Source organism: Parvivirga hydrogeniphila, assembly GCF_023371205.1.
GTDB classification, from domain to species: domain Bacteria; phylum Actinomycetota; class Coriobacteriia; order Anaerosomatales; family Anaerosomataceae; genus Parvivirga; species Parvivirga hydrogeniphila.
This window is the reverse complement of record NZ_JAMCCO010000002.1, coordinates 488,187-506,205: the sequence shown is the minus strand read 5'-3', so window position 1 is coordinate 506,205 and position 18,019 is coordinate 488,187. Positions and strand designations below refer to the sequence as shown.

Here is an 18,019-nt window from a genome sequence, read left to right as displayed (position 1 = left end):
GGGAGCAGGGGAGGCGGCATGGACTACTTCGACATCGTCAAGCGCGGGTTCAAGATCGCGTGGGAGCACAAGCATCTGTGGCTGCTCGGATTCTTCGCCGCCGGCGCGGCCAGCACCCCTGGCTCGAACGCGCGCATGATGTTCCAGGGCGGCGGAGACCAGGGTTCGACAGCCGAGCTGGAGCCGCTCGCCAGGTGGGCTGAGGCGAACGTCGGGCTGCTGGTTGTGGCAGCAGGGGTGCTCGTCGCGCTCATGTTCCTGATGTTCGTGCTGTCGGTCGCCGCTCACGGCGGGCTGGTGTGGGCCACCAACGAGGCGGCCGAGGGACGCCGCCCGCGGCTTCGTGAAGCGTGGGGGGCGGGCTTCCGTTGTTGGGGCCGGACGTTCATGATCGGGCTCAGCCTGTTCAGCCCGCTGGTCGTGCTCATCGTCGTGCTCTTCGCAGCCCTCTTCGTGCCGCTGGTCAGCGCCATCGAGCGGGTCCCGAATCCCGATGCAGCCGCCGGGATCGGGGTGGGGTCGTTCTTCTGCGGCCTGCCGCTGCTGGTGGTGCTGACAGCTGTCGCGAGCGTTCTCGTCGGGCTCCTGTTCATGCTGGCGCTTCGCTACGGCGTGCTCGACGACAGAGGATTCGGACAGTCCATACAGGCCGCGTGGCGCGACGTGTGGGGCAAGCGTGGTGCATGGGCGATGTGGGCGGTGATGCTCTTGCCCAGCTTCGTCTACGGTGCGGTCTTCGGGGTCGTCGGCCTGCTGCTAGTGGTGCCCGCGGCGTTCGCCATCTACGCGGGCCGAGTGATCACAGGAGCCGGCGTGATCGTGCTCGCCGCTCTCATCCTGGCCGTGCCGCAGGCTGCCTACGCGACCTTCACATCGGCAGCATGGACGATCTTCTTCCGCCGCATCACCGGGCGGGAGGCCGAGCCGCAGCGGACTCCGTCTGCGCACCCTGGACAGTCGACACCGGGAGGCGCGTCCTGGCAGCAGTCAAGCGAGCTGCTGCCGCCTCCTCCGCCCGCCCCGCCGGCAGCGCCGCCTGCGCCCGCTGAGAGCGCCGAGGGTCCGCAGACTGCACCGTCGGAGGCGCCTTCGGATGGCAGCTAGCGGCCAGACCGGCCGGCTGCTCGTCTGCGCAACGCCCATCGGCAACCTCGCGGACGTGACGCTCCGGGTGCTCGATGAGCTGCGCGAGGCCGACGTGTGCCTCGCTGAGGACACGCGCGTGACGAAGCGGCTGTTCGCTCGCTACGGCATCGACACGCCGCTGGAGCGCTTCGACGAGGCCACCGCCTCGGCGAAGACGCCGCGGGTGCTCGAGCGCATCGCGGCCGGCGAGACGGTCGCGCTCGTGTCCGACGCGGGCACACCGGGCATCTCCGATCCGGGGTCCCGGCTCGTGGCCGCGTGCATCGACGCGGAGCTTCCGGTCGACGTCCTGCCCGGCCCGTCTGCTGTCATCACGGCGCTCGTCGCGAGCGGCCTGCCCACGCACGCGTTCTTCTTCGGAGGCTTCTTCCCGCGCAAGCAGGGGGACCGCGTCCGTCTGCTCGCGTCGCTTCGCGACCTGGACGCGACGCTCGTGTTCTTCGAGTCGCCGCGCCGGCTCGCAAGCGCGCTGGCGGCGATTGCGGAGCAGATGCCCGGTCGTCGAGGCGCGGTCGCGCGGGAGCTCACGAAGGTGCACGCCGAGGTGGTGCGCGGCACCGTGGAGGAGCTTGCCGCGGCGTTCGCGTCCCGAGAGGTGAAAGGCGAGGTCGTCGTGCTCGTGGGTCCGCCCACCGGGGCGACGCAGGCCGTGAGCGACGAGGACCTGGCTTTCGAGGTCGAACAGATGATGCGCGGCGGTTCGAGCAGGAGCGACGCGATCAAGCGCGTCGCGCAGATACGAGGCGTACCGAAGTCGCGCGTGTACGACGCCGCGCATCGAGCGAAAGAAGCGCGAAAAGAAGCGGAGCGCTAGAGCTTCTTCACCTCAGCGACGCACGACGCGCAGATTGCGCGCCCTTTGACGTACGAGACGTTCTTCTGGCTTCCGCAGATCGCGCACGCATCACGGTACTTCGTCAAGACGATGCGGTCGCCCTCAAGCGAGATCGACAGCGGGTCTTTGACGTTGATGCCGAGCACGCGGCGCATCTCCATCGGAATCACGATGCGCCCAAGAGCATCGACTCTGCGGACGATTCCAGTGTCGCTCATCGGTCCGTCCTCCTGCTCGCGATGGCCTTGCCGGGGTGCGCTATCATTAGTGGTTCAGGAAGCCCTGCATTTCCATGAATGCCCAAGCATAGCCCATCGCAAACACGCGGATGGGCGGAGGCGGGGCGATGGACGATCCGGTCGGAGAGACGACGGGTGGCTGATGGACACCAAGCCGAGCTTCTACATCACGACGCCGATCTACTACGTGAACGCTGAACCGCACCTCGGGACGGCGTATACGACGATCGCAGCGGACGCGCTCGCGCGGTACAGGCGCATGACCGGGCACGAGGTCTTCTTCCTCACCGGTCTCGATGAGCACGGCCAGAAGATCGCGCAGGCGGCCCAGGCGGCAGGCATGGACCCGCAGTCGTGGGTCGATTCGATCGCCCCGAAGTTCCTCGACACCTGGCGGATGCTCGAGATCAGCAACGACGACTTCATCCGCACCACCGAGCCGCGGCACACGCGCGGCGTGCAGGCGTTCTGGCAGGAACTGTACCGGCGCGGCGAGATCTACCAGGGGCACTACGAAGGCTGGTACTGCGTTCCAGACGAGACCTACTGGAGCGAGGAGGAGCTCGTCGACGGGAAGTGCCCCCAGTGCGGGCGCGATGTGCAGTTCGTGCGCGAGGACAACTGGTTCTTCCGGCTTTCCGCCTACCAAGAGCGTCTGCTCGAGTTCTACGAGCGGCGCGAGGCCGAGGGCCGGCCGTTCATACAGCCGGAGACCCGGCGCAACGAGGTCGTCTCCTTCGTGAAAGGCGGGCTCAAGGACCTCTCCATCTCCCGCACGACGTTCTCGTGGGGTGTTCCGCTGCCCTTCGCGCCGGACCACGTGACGTACGTGTGGATCGACGCGCTTCTCAACTACATCACCGCGCTCGGCTACGGGAGCGACGACCGCGCGAAGTTCGAGCGGTTCTGGCCTGCCGACTACCACTTCGTGGGCAAGGACATCATCCGCTTCCACTGCGTCATCTGGCCCGCGATGCTCATGGCTGCAGGCATCGAGCCGCCCAAGACGGTGTTCGCGCACGGCTTCCTGCTCGCCAAGGGCGAGAAGATGAGCAAGTCGAAGGGCAACGTGCAGACGCCCGCCTCGCTTGTGGAGAAGTTCGGCGTCGACGCGTACCGGTACTACTTCTTGCGCGACGTGGTGTTCGGCCAGGACGGATCCATCTCGATGGAGTCCATGGTGCAGCGGTACAACGGCGACCTCGCCAACGACTGGGGCAACCTCGTTTCTCGCCTACTGAACATGACCGAGAAGTATCTCGGTGGCCGCACGCCGGCCGCTCCCGAGCATACGGAGGAGGCCGAATCTGAGCTCCCCGCGATCGCCGGCGCGCTTCCAGGCCGCTACGAAGCGGCGATGCAGCGGCTCGACTACGCGGCCGCGCTCGAGGCGACGTGGGACCTCATCAAGGCCGCGAACCGCTATATCGAGACGCAGGCGCCATGGAACGCTGCCAAGTCCGGTGATGAGGTGCGCGTCGCAGCCATCCTGTACAACGCGCTCGAAGCGGTGCGGATCGCTGCGCTGTTCTGCGCACCGGTGATGCCGAAGACCTCAGCGGAGGTCTGGCGGCGCCTCGGTCTTGGCGATGTCACGGCGGTGCGCGACCTCGCGTCCGAAGCGGCCTGGGGCGGGCTTCCGGCCGGGCTCGCGGTGACGAAGGGCGAGCCGCTGTTCCCGCGCATCTACGAGGAGTGACAGATGGGCGAGCGGCCCATCGACTACGCGGCGCTCGCGCTCGGCACCCCGGTCGCAGACGCGCACGCGCACCTCGACATGCTGGATGACCCCGCAGGCGCGCTCGCGAACGCGGCTTTCGCAGGTGTCGGTCTCATCGCGACCGTCGTCGACTTGAGCGAGGACCGTCGCACGTTCGACGAGCTCGAAGCGTGGCGGGCTGAGGCGGCCGAGCGGCTGCGGGCGGTCGGTGCCGCGGCGGCGGTTCCCGAGGTGCGCGTCGTCGCAGGCGTGCATCCGCACAACGCGAGCGCGGCCGCCGATCTCGAGGCCGACTTGTTCGAGCTGGCCAGGTCCGGTCATGTGGTTGCGCTCGGCGAGCTCGGGTTGGACTACCACTACGACCACTCGCCTCGCGACGTCCAGCGTGCCGCGTTCGAGCGGCAGCTTGGGATGGCGCACGAGACCGGTCTGCCGGTGATCGTGCACCTGCGCGAGTCGCACGACGACGGGCATGCGATGCTCTCGAGCGTGGGGGTCCCGGAGGCGGGCTGCGTGATCCACTGCTTCACCGAAGATGTGGCCACGGCGGAGCGCTTCTTGGAACTCGGGTGTTGGATCTCGTTCGCAGGCGTCACGACCTTCAAGAAGGCCGACAAGGTAAGGGAAGCGGCGGCGGTCGTGCCCGTCGAGCGCCTGCTCGTCGAGACCGACTGCCCCTTCCTCGCGCCCGAGCCGTTCCGCGGCCGCACGAACGAGCCCGCGCTCGTCACGCAGGTCGTGCGGGTCGTTGCAGCGGCCCGCGGCGTGCAGCCTGAGGCCGTCGCGAACGCCGTCTACGCGAATGCTGCGCGGCTGTTCAAGGCCGAGGGGGCGTCATGAGCGCTCCGGTGCTCATCGGGCTTGCCGGAAGCCCTCGGGCAGGCGGGAACAGCGACCGGCTGCTCGACGCGTTCCTTGAAGCCGCGGCCTCATCAGGGCTGGCCACGGAGCGGATCGCTGCGCGCGACCTGCGATTCGCGTACTGCGACGGGTGCGGTGCGTGCGCTTTCACGGGGGCGTGCGTGCACGAGGACGACGCATCCGATCTCCTTGCGCGTATCGCTCGTGCGGACGCGTTCGTCATCGCGAGCCCCGTGTACTTCGCCGGGGTTCCGGCTGTGCTGAAAGGCGTGCTCGATCGGATGCAACCGTGCTGGGCGAAGACCTACCGGCTCGGCCAACCGCGCAGTCCCAAACGGCCGGGAGGCTTCTTGCTGGTGGGCGCTGGCGGCGACCCGTTCGGAACGCAGGGCGCCGAGGCCACGCTCGCAAGCGTGCTCCAGGTGTGCGGCTTCGCCGTCGAGGTGCGCGAGCGGTTCATAGGCCTTGACGCCCCAGACGACCTCGGCCACGCCCCAGAGATGGTCGAGCGCGCTCGCGCCGCCGGTCGCGCGCTGGCCGCGCGCGTGCTCCGGGGGACCGCCGGAACCGCGTAGCAGGCCGCTTCTCGGAAACACACGACCGGAAAGCGGGGTCGTTCGACGGGGCGCCGTGTTCCGCTATAATGGCCGAGTGTCCGTTCCGTTGACGGACCGTAATGCAGCCGACACGAAAGGGTTCTATGGGCAAGCCGGGCAAGCCGGCCCATCACCTGAAGACCCCGTCAGTCGTCATAGCACTCATTGCAGTCCTCGTCGTACCACTGATCACAACCGGGTTCGCCTGGGCCAGGCGTGGAGCGACCGTCTTCGTCGACGGCGATCCGATATACCTGAGGACGAGCGCATCGACCATCCGGGAGCTGCTCGAAGAGGCAGATATCCCCGTGGACGAGAACGATGTGGTGTCTCCGGGGCTCAGCGAGACCGTCTCGGACGGCATCACGGTCGTCGTCCGTCACGCCCATGCCGTCACGATCGACTGCAACGGCGAGCAGCTTCCCCTCGACGTCGTCGGTACGAACGTGGCCGACGCGCTGGTCGCGGCGGGGCTGGATCCCTCGATAGGTCTTGAGGTCGTTCCTGACGTCGACACACCGCTCGAAGACGGGATGACCATCACCGCGCGCGACGTGTTCGTCCGCCTGCGTCAAGAAGAGGTGTCGGTTCCGTTCGACACCATCGAGCGCGAGGACGCGAGCCTCCCGCAGGGCGTCCGCAAGGTCATCGCGGAGGGCGCTCCCGGTCGAGCGATCCGGCTGTACGAAGTGTTGGTCGTCGGCGACGTCGAGCGGGCGAAGTACGTTCGCGGTGAGACGGTGGTTGTCGAGCCGACGCCGCGTGTCGTGCTCGTCGGGACGAAAAAGCCGAAGCGGCGGCCGTCCATCGTGGCGATAGCCCCGGTGGCGCCCGCCACGCGGTCTGCGAAGCCTCCCATCGACGGAAGCAGGATCGCCGTCGTCTCCACCGCGTACACGCCCTGGGACGCCGGCTGCGGCGGACTTCGCGTCATCGAGCGGAGGCTCCGCGCGTACGACGTCCCGGACGGTTGGGGCATCGTGGCGGTGGATCCGAAGGTGATCCCGCTCGGCACGAAGCTGTACGTGCCTGGGTACGGGTACGCGGTCGCGGCCGATACGGGCGGCGCGATCAAGGGCGCTCGCATCGACGTCTGCTTCTGGAAGGGCGGTCAGAGCGCCGCGCTCAAAGCAGCGCGCGCCTGGGGCCGCCGCAGCGTCACCATCACCATCCTCGAGTAGGGCGGCATGCCGTTCTCCTCGCTGGCTTCGCCGTCAGCCACGATCGCGGTGCTGCAGCGCCACGGTCTGGCCACACGCAAGCGCCTCGGACAGCACTTCTTGATCGACGACAACGTCGTCGGGCGGATCCTCGAGCTTGCCGCGCTCACCGGCGAAGAGCGAGTGCTCGAGGTCGGCCCTGGCATCGGGACGCTCACGTGCGCGCTCGCGGCGCGGACGCGCAGCGTGGTCGCCATCGAGCGGGACGAGGCGCTCGCCCCTGCTCTGCGCGAGATCGAGCAGACGTGGCCGAACGTCCGGGTGGTGTATGCCGATGCGGTCCAGGTCGCAGCAGAGATGTTGGCTGACGTGTCGGGAGCCCTCCCGGACGTGATGGTGGCGAACCTTCCGTACTCGGTAGCTGCAACAGTGGTGCTCCGCTTCTTCAGCGAGGTGGAATCGCTGGAATCTGTGACCGTGATGGTGCAAGCGGAAGTTGCGGACCGGATGGCGGCCGCACCTGGGACGAGGTCGTATGGCGCGTACACGGTGAAGCTCCACCTGCACGCGAGACCTGCGGGCCGGTTCGCGGTGCCGCGTGCGTGCTTCCTGCCGCCCCCGCGGGTCGACTCGGCCGTGATTCGGCTTGACCGCGTGCGCGCGTGGTCGGCCGACGATGTCGCCATCGGCTGTGCCGCAGCAGAGGCCGCCTTCTCGCAGCGGCGCAAGACCGTCCGCAACGCCATCGCTGGGTGGCTCGGCACTCCCCCCGATGCAGTCGTCGAGGCGTTGGTGGCCGAGGGCCTCGATCCGCTTGCACGCGCCGAGACGTTCCCGCCGGAGGCGTTCGTCCGGATGGGCCGGACGCTGCGGCTTCACGGCCTCTTACCTTGAGTTTTCCAGCCGATTATGGTAAGGTTACCTCCACTTGAGGAGGAGTCTCATGGAGTCTATGAACCAGCTCGAGGTCGTGGGGCGGATCAAGAGCGATCTCGAGAACCTCACCGGCCAGCGCGTCCGTCTCAAGGCGAACATGGGCCGCTCAAAGGTGTTCGAGCGCGAGGCCACGCTGGAGCAGACGCATCCGAGCCTGTTCGTCTTGCGGATCGACGAGAAGCGCGGAAGAACGGCTCGCGTCTCCTACAGCTACGTGGACATCCTCACCGGCACCGTTGAGCTCACGCACTGCGAGACGGGCGAGTGCCTCTTCCCTTGGATGAACTGAGGGCTTCGGCCGCATCGGGCCGGCCTGATCTTCGGAAGGCGTTCTGTGCCTGAGCGGGTCGCACTCGTCGCTCCTGCCAAGGTGAACCTGTACCTGGCCGTCGGGGCGCGCACTGACGACGGGTACCACGAGCTCGTCACCGTGTTCCAGGCGCTGGACGACCGGCTCTCGGACACCGTCGAGGTCGAAGCGGCCGATCGCTTCTCGATCGAGATGCGCCCTGACGCAGGAGTGCCTCCATCAGAGAACCTCGCGCTGAAGGCTGCCAAGATGCTTTCGGAGGCCACGGGCGCCTCCTTGCCTGTGCGCATCGCCATCGAGAAGCGCATCCCCGCCGGGGGCGGCCTCGGGGGCGCCAGCGCGGACGCGGCCGCCGTGCTCGTGGGCGCGAGCGTGCTGTGGGGCGTCGACCCGAGAAGCGAGGTCGTGCTCCGCTGCGCGCGCTCGCTCGGTGCGGACGTGCCGTTCTTCCTTGGAGGCGGGACGGCGCTGTACGCAGGCAAAGGCGACGTGCGCGTGCGTGACCTTCCGACTCCTGAGATGCACCTGGTCGTGATCACCGCTGGCGAGCCAGTTCCGACCGGGGCCGCGTACGCACTCCACGACCGGCTCCTGAGCCCGCCGGCCCCGGGTCCCGAGCCGCTTCTGCGCGCTCTTCAGGCAGGCGACGTTCAAGGAGCGGCCGGGTTGCTTCACAACGACCTTGCCGAGGCCGCAAAGGCGCTCGTGCCGAGCGTCGGCGAGGTCGAGGCGTGGTTGTCCTCGCTGCCCGGCGTGCTCGGGGCTGCGGTCACCGGGAGCGGATCGTGCGTCTTCGGGCTGTGCGCGTCTGCGGTCGCGGCGGAGCGCGTCGAGAGCGACGCCCGCGCGGCCGGCTGGTGGGCGCGCTCGTGCGGAGCCTCGCCTGAAGGCGTGCGTGTGGTCTCGACCGTGTGAGCCGTATCTCAAACATGCAGGGATTCTCCCTGAGCCGGCGAAACTCGTTGTGTAGGGGCCATGCAAAGGGAGATCGCATGAGAGTCACGAAGGTCACGCTGCGTCCTGTCGCGATGAACAAGGTGTGCGCCATCGCGAGCATCGTCATCGATGACGAGTTCGTCATCCACGACCTGAGGGTGGTCAACGGCGACAAGGGGCTCTTCGTCGCGATGCCGTCCCGGAAACTGCCGAGCGGGGAGTTCCGCGACATCTGCCATCCGATCAACACGGAGACCCGGCAGATGATCCAAGACGCAGTGCTCCAGCAGTTCGCAGCCGAAGGCGGCATCGAGGCCTTCCGGGCCGCCGCGCAGGCGCTCGAGAGCGTGAGCTGAGCCACGGCTCCGGCCTGGCCGTGTGGTATACTCCGTGCGCTCGCCATGCGCGCGCAGATGCGCGCTCGCGCAAGCGCTGGGGCGTAGCCAAGCGGCAAGGCAGGGGACTTTGGATCCTCGATCGTAGGTTCGAATCCTACCGCCCCAGCCAGCTGGCTTCATCGTCGGACCCACACGGAAGGTGCGAATGGGCGCGTCGGCTCTGATCCTCGCCGCAGGCGAGGGCACACGGATGCGGTCCCGTCTCCCTAAGGTCGCGCACGAGATCCTGGGCGTTCCTCTGGTGCGGTACGTGGTCGAGGCGGCCCGGGGCGGCGGATGCGATCCTGTCGTGGTCGTCACCGGTCACGGCGCTGAGGTGGTCGAGCCGCTGCTGGAAGACGTGACGACCGTCCGCCAGGAACGGCAGCTCGGTACCGGCCATGCGGTGCAGTGTGCGGAGGCCGCTTTCGCCGGCGCCGACGGCTCGCTCGTCGTGCTCTCGGGCGACTCGCCGCTCATCACAGCAGACACCGTGCGTGCTTTGGTGGCCGCTCGCGAATCGTCGGGAGCGGCGGCCGCGGTGCTCACGGCGGTGCTGGAGGACCCAGCGGGTTACGGGCGCATCGTGCGCGACGAGTCGGGCGGGCTTTCGCGCATCGTCGAGGAGAAGGATGCGAGCGACGAGGAACGCGCGATCCGCGAGGTGAACACGGGCTTCTACTGCTTCGACGCCCGCGTCCTGTTCGAGCACGTCCACAAGCTCGACAACGCGAACGCCCAGGGGGAGTTCTACCTCACCGACGTCCTTGAGCTGCTCCGCCGCGAAGACCTGCCGGTGGTGGCGATGGCGGCTGCCGATCCGCTCGAGACGCTCGGCATCAATACCCGCGTCCAGCTTGCGGAGGCCGCGAAGGTCATGCAGCGCCGCATCAACCGCGCGCACATGCTCGCTGGCGTGACCATGACCGACCCGGACCTCGTGTGGATCGGCCCGCGCGTGACGCTGGCGCGGGACGTGACGCTCGAGCCGATGACCTTCCTGCTGGGCGAGACGACTGTGAGCGAGGGCTGCGCCATCGGCCCAGACACCCGGATCGTCGACTCGGTGGTCGGCCCGGACGCCGTGGTGGACAGCTCCATCGTCACAGGCTCGTGCGTGTGCGAGGGCGCGCGCATCGGTCCGCGTGCCTATCTGCGGCCAGGCACGGTCGTGCGACCGGGCGCGAAGGTGGGCACGAGCGTCGAGATCAAGAACTCCATCGTGGGCGAGAGGAGCAAGGTGCCACACCTCTCGTACATCGGCGATGCCGAGATCGGCGTCGGTGTGAACGTCGGCGCGGGTACGATAACGTGTAACTACGATGGCCGCTCGAAGCACCGGACCGTCATCGAAGACGGGGCGTTCATCGGCTCGGACACGATGCTCGTGGCGCCGGTCCGCATCGGCGCAGGAGCCGTCACGGGAGCGGGCAGCGCGATCACCCGCGACGTTCCGGCCGACGCGCTTGCGGTGGAGCGGTCGGAGCAGCGCGTGATCGACGGTTGGGCGAAGCGCAGGCGTGAGCAGAGCGACGACGAATAGGAGCGGACGCTGATGGGCGAGAGCGGCAAGCGGATGATGGTGTTCTCGGGCACCCACAACAGGGAGCTCGCAGAAGGCATCGTCAAGCACCTCGGAATCGAGCTCGGCAACATCAAGATATCGAAGTTCGCCAACGGCGAGATCTACGTGCGCTACCTCGAGAGCGTGCGCGGAGCCGACGTCTTTCTCGTGCAGTCGATGTGCCAGCCCGTGAACGCGTCGATCATGGAGCTGCTCATCATGGTGGACGCCGCGAAGCGTGCGAGCGCACGCACGATCACGGCCGTCATCCCACACTACGCGTACGCCCGGCAGGACAAGAAGTCGGCGGCCCGCGAGCCCATCACCGCGAAGCTCGTGGCGGACCTGCTCACGGTCGCTGGCGTCGATCGCGTCATCGCGATGGACCTGCACCAGGGGCAGATCCAAGGCTTCTTCAATCAGCCGGTGAACCACCTCACGGCGCTGCCGATCCTCGCCGACTACTTCGAGAGCCTGAATCTGGAGAACCTGACGATCGTCTCTCCGGACGTAGGCCGTGTGAAGGTATGCAAGAAGCTCGCCGACATGCTCGGTGCGTCGCTCGCCATCATGCACAAGGGTCGTCCAGAGCACAACGTCGCCGAAATCACGCACGTCATCGGAGAAGTCGAGGGCAAGACCTGCATCATCGCCGACGACATGATCGACACGGCTGGCTCGGTCACCGAAGGCGCTCGCGCTCTCGTGAACAAAGGGGCGGTGGCGGTGTACGTCGCCGCGACGCACGGCATCTTCTCGCCGCCTGCGTACGACCGCATCGATTCTGCGCCGATCCAAGAAGTTGTGGTGACCAACACCATGCCGGTTCCCGAGGAGCGTCGCCACGGCAAGATCCGGGTGCTGTCGGTGGCGCCTCTGTTCGCTCACGCCATCCAGAACGTATACAACGACGAGTCGGTGTCGGAGCTGTTCGATCCCGATTTCCAGCTGTAGCAGCCACGCGGTTGCGATGATACGAGGAGGTTGTCGGAGACATGACTGAGACCATCGAGATCGCTGCTGAGTCGCGCACCAGGATCGGCAAGAGCGCCAAAGCACTTGCGCGGGAAGGCAAGCTCCCCGCGGTGCTGTACGGCACCAGCGTCGGTTCCAAGCCGATCCAGCTCGATCGGCACGACTTCGAGCAGATCGCGTCCCGTGAGGCCGTGACCGCGACGCTCTTCAAGCTGTCTGTGGACGGCCACAAGCCGGTCAATGCGATGATCAAAGAGATCGCTCACGATCCGGTGAAAGGCACGCTCCTGCACGTCGACTTCTGGGCGATCAAGATGAACCAGCCGGTCACCACCGTGGTGCCGCTGAACTTCATCGGTCCCTCAGCAGGCGAGAAGGCTGGCGGCGTCATGCTGCACGAGCTTCGCGAAGTCCACATCGAGGCGCTTCCTGCCGATCTGCCTGAGCACGTCGACGTCGACACCACGGGGCTCGAGGTGGGCGACTCGCTGCACGTGCGCGACCTGCAGCCGCCCGCAGGCGTGACCATCCTGGACGACCCCGAAGGGATCGTCTGCTCGGTCACCACGCCGCAGAAGGGCGTCGAGGCCGAGGAAGAGGCAGCTGCGGAGGCCGCCGAGCCCGAGGTCATCGGCAAGGCCGCGGAAGAGGAGTAGCGCCGCCAGATGGCTCGCCTCATCGTGGGGCTGGGAAACCCTGGCGAGGAGTACGCGCGCACACGGCACAACGCGGGCTTCATGGTGGTCGACCTGCTCGCCGAGAACCTGGGCGTGTCGTACTGGCGTGAGGAGTGCGGCGCGCGCGTGGGCGTGGTGCGGCTCGACGACCGCGAGCTCATCCTTGCGAAGCCGCAAACGTACATGAACCGCTCGGGCAGCGCCGTGAAGCGGCTGCTCGAGCGGTACGACGCCACGGTCGCAGACACGATCGTGGTCCACGACGATCTCGATCTGCCCGAAGCGGTCGTGCGCGTGAAGCGCGGCGGTGGCCACGGCGGCCACAACGGGCTGCGGTCGATCGTCGAGACGATCGGCACGGGCGAATTCGTGCGCGTCCGTCTGGGCATCGGGAGGCCTCCGGGACGTCAAGACCCGGCGGATTTCGTGCTGGAGCCCATGCGTGGCGACGCAGCTGAACGCATCGCAGGAGCGGTGCCGCACGCTGCGGCTGCCGTGATGTACGTCGTCGAGCACGGCCCGGAAGCGGCCATGCAGGAGTTCAACGGCTCGTAGCCGCGCCGAGCGGCTCCTCTAGCGCAGGTACGGCATGGGGTCGACCGGAGTGCCGTTGATGCGCACCTCGAAGTGCAGGTGCGGACCGGTGGACAGCCCGGTGCTTCCGACGGCTCCGATCGCCTGGCCCTTGGTCACGCGGTCACCGACGCCCACGCGGAACGAGCCGCTCCGCTGGTGCGCGTACAGCGTCGCGACACCGTCTCCGTGGTCGATGATGATGGTGTTGCCGTAGCCGCCCCGGTACCCGGCGTAGATCACCGTGCCTCCGCCCGCGGCCACGATGGTGGCGCCGTCGATGGAGCGCGGCGGGTCGAGGTCCCGCCCGATGTCGATGCCGGTGTGGAGCTTCCGGACGCCGAGGATCGGGTGGATCCGGTATCCGAAGGGCGACGAGATGCGGTAGAAGCCCGGAACCGGCCACGCCATCACGCCGGCGAATCGGCCTGAGCCGTGGCCGTAGAGCTCGGCGGCGATGCGCTGGGACTCGGCCTCCTCTTCCTCCGCGAGCTTGCGCAGCCGCTCGGCCTCCGCCTTGTTCTTCGCCATCAGGTCGGCCTTCTGGCGCTTGACGGCCTCTTGTTCAGCGAGGCGAGCCCGGTGCTGCGCGCGGAGGTCGCGCAGCCGCTTCTCCTCCGCAGCGGCTTCTTTCCGCTTGAGGTCGACCGCTTCGAGCGTGCGTGCGAGCTCGGTCTTCGCGGCCTCCAACCGGTGCTGCGTGTCTTCGAGCTCGGCAGCTGTCTGCTGGTTGTCGCGGATCACGCGCTCGACGAGGGAGGTCCTGGCAAGAAGGTCCTCGATGCTTTGTGCGTCGAGCAGGAACTGCACGAAGAACAGCTCGCCTTGCTTGTAGGTCTCCTGGAGCCGTTGCGCGAGGAGCGCGCTCGTGCGGTCGTACTCGGCCTGCACGGACGCGATCTCGGACTCTTTGGCCGCAACCTGCGTGCGCAAGTCCGTGACTTCGGCGTTCAGGCGGTTCGTGCGCTCAGTCGCACGCTCGATGTCATCGGCGAGCCCAGCGATGTCGGCCTCAATCCTGGCCATGCGCTCTTCGAGCCCGTCGATCTGGCTCGCGAGGTCTTTCGCGCGCGCCTCGGCCGCGGCTGCTGCTTTGCGCGCCTCTTCAGCGGCCTTCTGGTGCGCCTCCAGGTCGTCTTTCGTGTACGCGTGCGCGAGAGGAGAAGCCGTCAGCGTCGCAAGGAGTGACAGGACGACGAGCGAGATGAAAGCGCGTCTGTGTCTCATGCTGCATCTCCTCCGGGGGGAGGTCGTGTCCGTCCGCCGGAAGGCGCTCCGCTGGGATTCTAGCAGCGTGGGGCATATACTGCAAACGAGGCGCGCAGCGCCAGGAGGGACACCGAGAGAAGGGGAGCGCCATGTCAGACGAAGTCAACCAGGTTCCCGGGCCGTCCGCTGAGGGCCGTCCAGGCCCCGAGAGCGACACGAGCAAGATCCTCGCGGTCCTCGGCTATTTGACGGGCATCGTGGCGATCATCGCGATCCTCATCGAGCCGTACAAGAACGAGAAGTGGCTGCGGCTCCACGCGGTCCAGGCGCTCGGCCTTGCCGTTGTGGGGATCGTCGCGCAGATCGTCTTGGCCATACCGGTCATCGGCTGGATCGCCGGTCCGCTCGTCAGCCTCGCGGTGCTCGTGTTCGCTATCCTCGGCATCATCAAGGCGTGGCAGGGCGAGTACTACGAGATGCCCGTCATCTACGACCTCGTGAAGCAGTTCGTCTAAGGCGTGTCCGCGCTGCGGATCGTCACGCCCGAGGAGGCTGCGCCGTCGTGCGTCGCGACACGGCCGGAAGCGTCGATGAGCCAGACCGAGACGGAGCGCTCGCGTGCGTAGGCGAGCGCTCCGCGCGCTCCTCGGACGAACAGTGCGGTCGACAGGATGTCGCTTGCAAGGCCCGAGAGCCTGCCTGCTACGGTGAGCGACTGAAGGCCGTGGGCGGGCTGTCCCGTCCTCGGGTCGAGGACGTGGTGGTACCGCATGCCGTCGCGTTCGAAGAACTGCTGGTAGTCGCCGGACGTTGACAGCGCGCCGTCGCCCGCCCATTCAGCGACCGCCATCACCTCGCCGGTCGCGCGCGGATGTTCGACCCCGATCCGCCACGGCGTTCCGTCAGGCTTGGTCCCCAGAGTGACGGTCGTGCTGCCTGCCGTGACGATCGCGGCGCGCACGCCACGCGCGCGCAGGGCGTCGCGTGCGCGGTCGAGCGCGAGCCCCTTGGCCGCTCCGCCGAAGTCGAACCCAGGCGCGAGCGGACCGTCGGGATCGAGGCGGGGATCGGCGACGGGCAGCCTGCCGAAGGTCGCGGTCGCAGACGTCGGGCGCGAGAACCGCTGGGCGGCAGCGACCGCGAGCGCGAGGTCGTCTGGCGAGGGAACCGCAGGCGTCGAGTCGAAGCCATAGAGGCGCACCACGGACAGGAGCGTGGGCGAGAACGCGTCACCCACGCCGAGCCGTTCGACCTCGTCCAGCACTTCGACGGCCTCGTCTGGCAGCTCCTGCACGGCGTACGGGCGGGCGTTGAAGGAGGCGATCGTCGAGGTGGCGCTGTACGCGTCCAGCGCGTGCTCCACTTCAGCGATGGCGCCGAAGGCCGCGTCGATCGCGTCGCGCGTCGCGCGCTCGTCGGCGCCGTACGCCTCAACGGTGACGATGGTTCCGAGGGCGGGTCTCGTCTCACGGACGGAAGACGGTGCCGGCGCGCAGGCGGCCCCGCTTGCGGCGACAAGGGCGGTCACGAGCACCGCAAGCGCTCGCCGTGCGTTCCGTGATCTCACGCGTGCCCACCTCCCGTCGACCGTTGCGAGTATATACTGGTCAGCACCGATCCATCGGAAGACTGGGAGAGCGATGTTCCCGATAGTGCACAAGCGCCAGCTGTCCGAGTCCGTCTTCGAGATGGGCGTCGAGGCGCCGCAGATCGCGCGCAAGGTGCGTGCAGGACAGTTCCTGATGCTGCGCGTGGCCGAGGGGGGCGAGCGCATCCCGCTCACCTTCAGCGACTGGTCGGTCGAGGAGGGCTGGATCCGCTTCATCTTCATGCGCGTGGGCAAGACCACGCACCTGCTGTCGCACATGGAGCCCGGCGAGGCGCTCGCTGACGTCGTCGGGCCGCTCGGAACCCCCACGCACGTGGAGGGCCTCGGGCGGGTCGCGGTGGTCGGCGGCGGGGTCGGCACCGCGGTGGCCTATCCGGTCGCGCGCGCGATGCTGGAAGCGGGTAACGAGGTCACGGTCATCGTCGGCGCTCGCACCAAAGACCTCCTCATCCTGATCGACGAGTTCGAAGAGATGCCCTTGAAGGACCTCATCGTCGTCACCGACGACGGGTCGGCGGGCGAGAAGGGGCTCGTCACCGCGCCGCTCGCGCGGCTGTGCCAAGCGGGAGCGATCGACCACGCGATGGCGATCGGGCCGGCGATCATGATGAAGTTCTGCGCCCAGACCGCCAAGGAGCACGGAGTCCCGTGCATGGTGTCGCTCAACCCCATCATGGTCGACGGGACGGGCATGTGCGGCGCCTGCCGTGTGACAGTGGGCGGCGAGACGAAGTTCGGGTGCGTCGACGGGCCCGACTTCGACGGGCACCTCGTGGACTTCGAGGAGCTGATGAGCCGTCAGCGCGTCTATTCGGACATGGAGCGCGAGGCGGACGCCGAGTACAGCAAGGAGTGCCGATGCCACCTGTAGATGCGAGCGGTCGCAGGCGCCCGTCACGCGCACCGCGCACGCCGATGCCGGAGCGCGACCCCATCGAGCGCGCGCGCGATTTCGAGGAAGTTGCGCTCGGATATAGCGAAGAGCAGGCGCTCGCTGAGGCGGACCGCTGCTTGCAGTGCGCCAATCCGACATGCATCGCCGGGTGTCCGGTCAACATCGACATCAAGTCGTTCATCGCGCGGATCCTCGAGCGTGACTATGCGGGCGGCGTAGCGGTCATCAAGGAGCGCAACGCGCTTCCCGCGGTGTGCGGTCGCGTCTGTCCGCAAGAGGAGCAGTGCGAGGCGGCGTGCGTGCTCGCGCGCAAGGGCGAGCCGGTGGCGATCGGGCGGCTCGAGCGCTTCTTGGGCGACTTCGATCTCGCCTGCGACCTCGAGCACCGGTGCCAGCCGGAGGTCGGGCCGGACAGCGGGTACAAGGTGGCGGTCATCGGCTCGGGTCCCGCCGGCCTCGCGTGCGCGGGCGAGCTTCGGCGCTTCGGACACGCCGTGACGGTGTTCGAGTCGCTGCACGCGCCAGGAGGCGTGCTCACGTACGGCATCCCAGAGTTCCGGCTCCCGAAGACGATCGTGGCCGCGGAGATCGAGGCGCTCGCGATGATGGGTGTCGAGCTCGTCACCGACGCGGTCATCGGCGCCACCTACACGCTCGACGAGCTCATGGGCGAGCAGGGCTTCGACGCCGTCTTCATCGGCGTCGGGGCCGGCCTGCCGGTGTTCCTCGGCGTTCCGGGCGAGAACTTGAACGGGGTGTACTCGGCCAACGAGTTCCTTACGCGCGTGAACCTCATGCGCGCCTACGAGTTCCCGAAGGCCGACACGCCGGTGAGGCGCGGCAGGAAGGTCGCAGTGGTAGGCGGCGGCAATGTCGCGATGGACGCCGCGCGCACGGCCAAGCGGCTGGGCGCCGAGCAGGTGTTCTTGGTCTATCGCCGCTCTGAAGAGGAGATGCCGGCGCGCCGCGAAGAGGTGCATCACGCACGCGAGGAAGGTATCGAGTTCAAGATGCTGTGCTCGCCGCAGGAGATCGTCGGCAAGGACGGCTGGGTCACGGGCATGGTGGTGACCGACATGCAGCTCGGAGAGCCTGATGCGAGCGGCCGTCGCTCGCCGGTGTGCGTCGTCGGCTCGGAGCACACGATCGAGTGCGACACCGTCATCGTGGCGGTGGGCACGCGCGCGAACCCGCTGCTCACCAAGGCGACGCCTGGGCTCGAGGTCTCATCGCGCGGCTACGTCCTCACCGACGACGAAGGCGCGACGAGCCTCCCTGGCGTGTTCGCGGGCGGCGACATCGTGACGGGGTCGGCGACCGTCATCCTCGCGATGGGAGCAGGCAAGCGGGCGGCGCGCGCCATCGACCGGTACCTGCGGGAGCGCGGCTAGCGGCCATCGT

20 protein-coding genes and 1 tRNA gene are annotated in these 18,019 nt (G+C 67.9%); 18 read left to right on the top strand and 3 right to left on the bottom strand.

What is annotated here, in order from left to right:
- Positions 1-18: 18 nt before the first annotated feature.
- Both MX659_RS07970 and rsmI read left to right on the top strand, forming a co-directional pair.
- Entirely contained in the window at positions 19-1,104 is a 1,086-nt protein-coding gene (locus MX659_RS07970; RefSeq protein ID WP_267192940.1) for a DUF7544 domain-containing protein, read from the top strand.
- A complete protein-coding gene (rsmI, locus tag MX659_RS07965; RefSeq protein ID WP_267192939.1) occupies positions 1,094-1,960 on the top strand; it encodes a 16S rRNA (cytidine(1402)-2'-O)-methyltransferase in 867 nt (288 codons plus the stop codon). Before MX659_RS07970 ends, rsmI begins: the two co-directional genes overlap by 11 nt.
- On the opposite strand, the gene MX659_RS07960 is transcribed toward rsmI, so the two are convergent.
- On the bottom strand, positions 1,957-2,199 hold the full coding sequence (locus MX659_RS07960; protein WP_267192938.1) for an AbrB/MazE/SpoVT family DNA-binding domain-containing protein: 243 nt from the start codon (positions 2,197-2,199) through the stop codon (positions 1,957-1,959). The genes rsmI and MX659_RS07960 overlap by 4 nt on opposite strands.
- Positions 2,200-2,362: 163 nt before the next feature.
- On the opposite strand from MX659_RS07960, the gene metG reads away from it, so the two are divergent.
- The 13 genes from metG (at position 2,363) to pth (ending at position 12,887) form a co-directional block, all read left to right on the top strand.
- Complete coding sequence (metG, locus tag MX659_RS07955) at positions 2,363-3,919, top strand: methionine--tRNA ligase (protein WP_267192937.1); 1,557 nt, start codon at positions 2,363-2,365, stop codon at positions 3,917-3,919.
- Between the two features lie 3 nt (positions 3,920-3,922).
- Positions 3,923-4,780, top strand: a complete 858-nt coding sequence (locus tag MX659_RS07950) for a TatD family hydrolase (RefSeq protein WP_267192936.1) — start codon at positions 3,923-3,925, stop codon at positions 4,778-4,780.
- Positions 4,777-5,376, top strand: coding sequence for a flavodoxin family protein (locus tag MX659_RS07945; protein WP_267192935.1), 600 nt, complete (start codon positions 4,777-4,779; stop codon positions 5,374-5,376). The genes MX659_RS07950 and MX659_RS07945 overlap by 4 nt, the downstream gene beginning before the upstream one ends.
- 101 nt (positions 5,377-5,477) lie before the next feature.
- Positions 5,478-6,578 (top strand): 3D domain-containing protein, encoded by a 1,101-nt coding sequence (locus MX659_RS09105; protein ID WP_323745507.1) that lies wholly within the window; start codon positions 5,478-5,480, stop codon positions 6,576-6,578.
- A gap of 6 nt (positions 6,579-6,584) precedes the next feature.
- The gene (rsmA, locus tag MX659_RS07930) at positions 6,585-7,451 is read left to right on the top strand and encodes a 16S rRNA (adenine(1518)-N(6)/adenine(1519)-N(6))-dimethyltransferase RsmA (protein ID WP_267192934.1); all 867 of its coding nucleotides are present in this window, start codon (positions 6,585-6,587) and stop codon (positions 7,449-7,451) included.
- Between the two features lie 49 nt (positions 7,452-7,500).
- Positions 7,501-7,782, top strand: a complete 282-nt coding sequence (locus tag MX659_RS07925) for a Veg family protein (protein WP_267192933.1) — start codon at positions 7,501-7,503, stop codon at positions 7,780-7,782.
- 45 nt (positions 7,783-7,827) lie between these two features.
- A complete protein-coding gene (ispE, locus tag MX659_RS07920; protein ID WP_267192932.1) occupies positions 7,828-8,718 on the top strand; it encodes a 4-(cytidine 5'-diphospho)-2-C-methyl-D-erythritol kinase in 891 nt (296 codons plus the stop codon).
- 77 nt (positions 8,719-8,795) lie between these two features.
- Positions 8,796-9,095: a septation regulator SpoVG gene (spoVG, locus tag MX659_RS07915; RefSeq protein WP_267192931.1), complete on the top strand. Its 300-nt coding sequence runs from the start codon at positions 8,796-8,798 to the stop codon at positions 9,093-9,095.
- A gap of 77 nt (positions 9,096-9,172) precedes the next feature.
- A tRNA-Gln gene (locus tag MX659_RS07910) sits at positions 9,173-9,246 on the top strand.
- 36 nt (positions 9,247-9,282) lie between these two features.
- Positions 9,283-10,659: a bifunctional UDP-N-acetylglucosamine diphosphorylase/glucosamine-1-phosphate N-acetyltransferase GlmU gene (gene glmU / locus MX659_RS07905; protein ID WP_267192930.1), complete on the top strand. Its 1,377-nt coding sequence runs from the start codon at positions 9,283-9,285 to the stop codon at positions 10,657-10,659.
- A 12-nt stretch (positions 10,660-10,671) separates the two neighbouring features.
- Positions 10,672-11,634, top strand: a complete 963-nt coding sequence (locus tag MX659_RS07900) for a ribose-phosphate diphosphokinase (RefSeq protein ID WP_267192929.1) — start codon at positions 10,672-10,674, stop codon at positions 11,632-11,634.
- 41 nt (positions 11,635-11,675) lie between these two features.
- Entirely contained in the window at positions 11,676-12,311 is a 636-nt protein-coding gene (locus tag MX659_RS07895; protein WP_267192928.1) for a 50S ribosomal protein L25, read from the top strand.
- A gap of 9 nt (positions 12,312-12,320) precedes the next feature.
- Positions 12,321-12,887, top strand: coding sequence for an aminoacyl-tRNA hydrolase (gene pth / locus MX659_RS07890; RefSeq protein ID WP_267192927.1), 567 nt, complete (start codon positions 12,321-12,323; stop codon positions 12,885-12,887).
- An 18-nt stretch (positions 12,888-12,905) separates the two neighbouring features.
- Here pth and MX659_RS07885 read toward each other — a convergent pair whose 3' ends face one another.
- The gene (locus tag MX659_RS07885; protein WP_267192926.1) at positions 12,906-14,132 is read right to left on the bottom strand and encodes a murein hydrolase activator EnvC family protein; all 1,227 of its coding nucleotides are present in this window, start codon (positions 14,130-14,132) and stop codon (positions 12,906-12,908) included.
- A gap of 131 nt (positions 14,133-14,263) precedes the next feature.
- Between MX659_RS07885 and MX659_RS07880 the strand changes: the two genes are divergently transcribed.
- Positions 14,264-14,629 (top strand): DUF4870 domain-containing protein, encoded by a 366-nt coding sequence (locus MX659_RS07880; RefSeq protein WP_267192925.1) that lies wholly within the window; start codon positions 14,264-14,266, stop codon positions 14,627-14,629.
- Here MX659_RS07880 and MX659_RS07875 read toward each other — a convergent pair.
- On the bottom strand, positions 14,626-15,681 hold the full coding sequence (locus tag MX659_RS07875) for an FAD:protein FMN transferase (protein WP_267192924.1): 1,056 nt from the start codon (positions 15,679-15,681) through the stop codon (positions 14,626-14,628). The genes MX659_RS07880 and MX659_RS07875 overlap by 4 nt on opposite strands.
- 73 nt (positions 15,682-15,754) lie before the next feature.
- Here MX659_RS07875 and MX659_RS07870 point away from each other — a divergent pair, with 73 nt between their 5' ends.
- Both MX659_RS07870 and gltA read left to right on the top strand, forming a co-directional pair.
- Entirely contained in the window at positions 15,755-16,594 is an 840-nt protein-coding gene (locus MX659_RS07870; protein WP_267192923.1) for a sulfide/dihydroorotate dehydrogenase-like FAD/NAD-binding protein, read from the top strand.
- The gene (gene gltA, locus MX659_RS07865) at positions 16,582-18,009 is read left to right on the top strand and encodes an NADPH-dependent glutamate synthase (RefSeq protein ID WP_267192922.1); all 1,428 of its coding nucleotides are present in this window, start codon (positions 16,582-16,584) and stop codon (positions 18,007-18,009) included. The genes MX659_RS07870 and gltA overlap by 13 nt, the downstream gene beginning before the upstream one ends.
- The last annotated feature ends 10 nt before the right edge of the window (positions 18,010-18,019 follow it).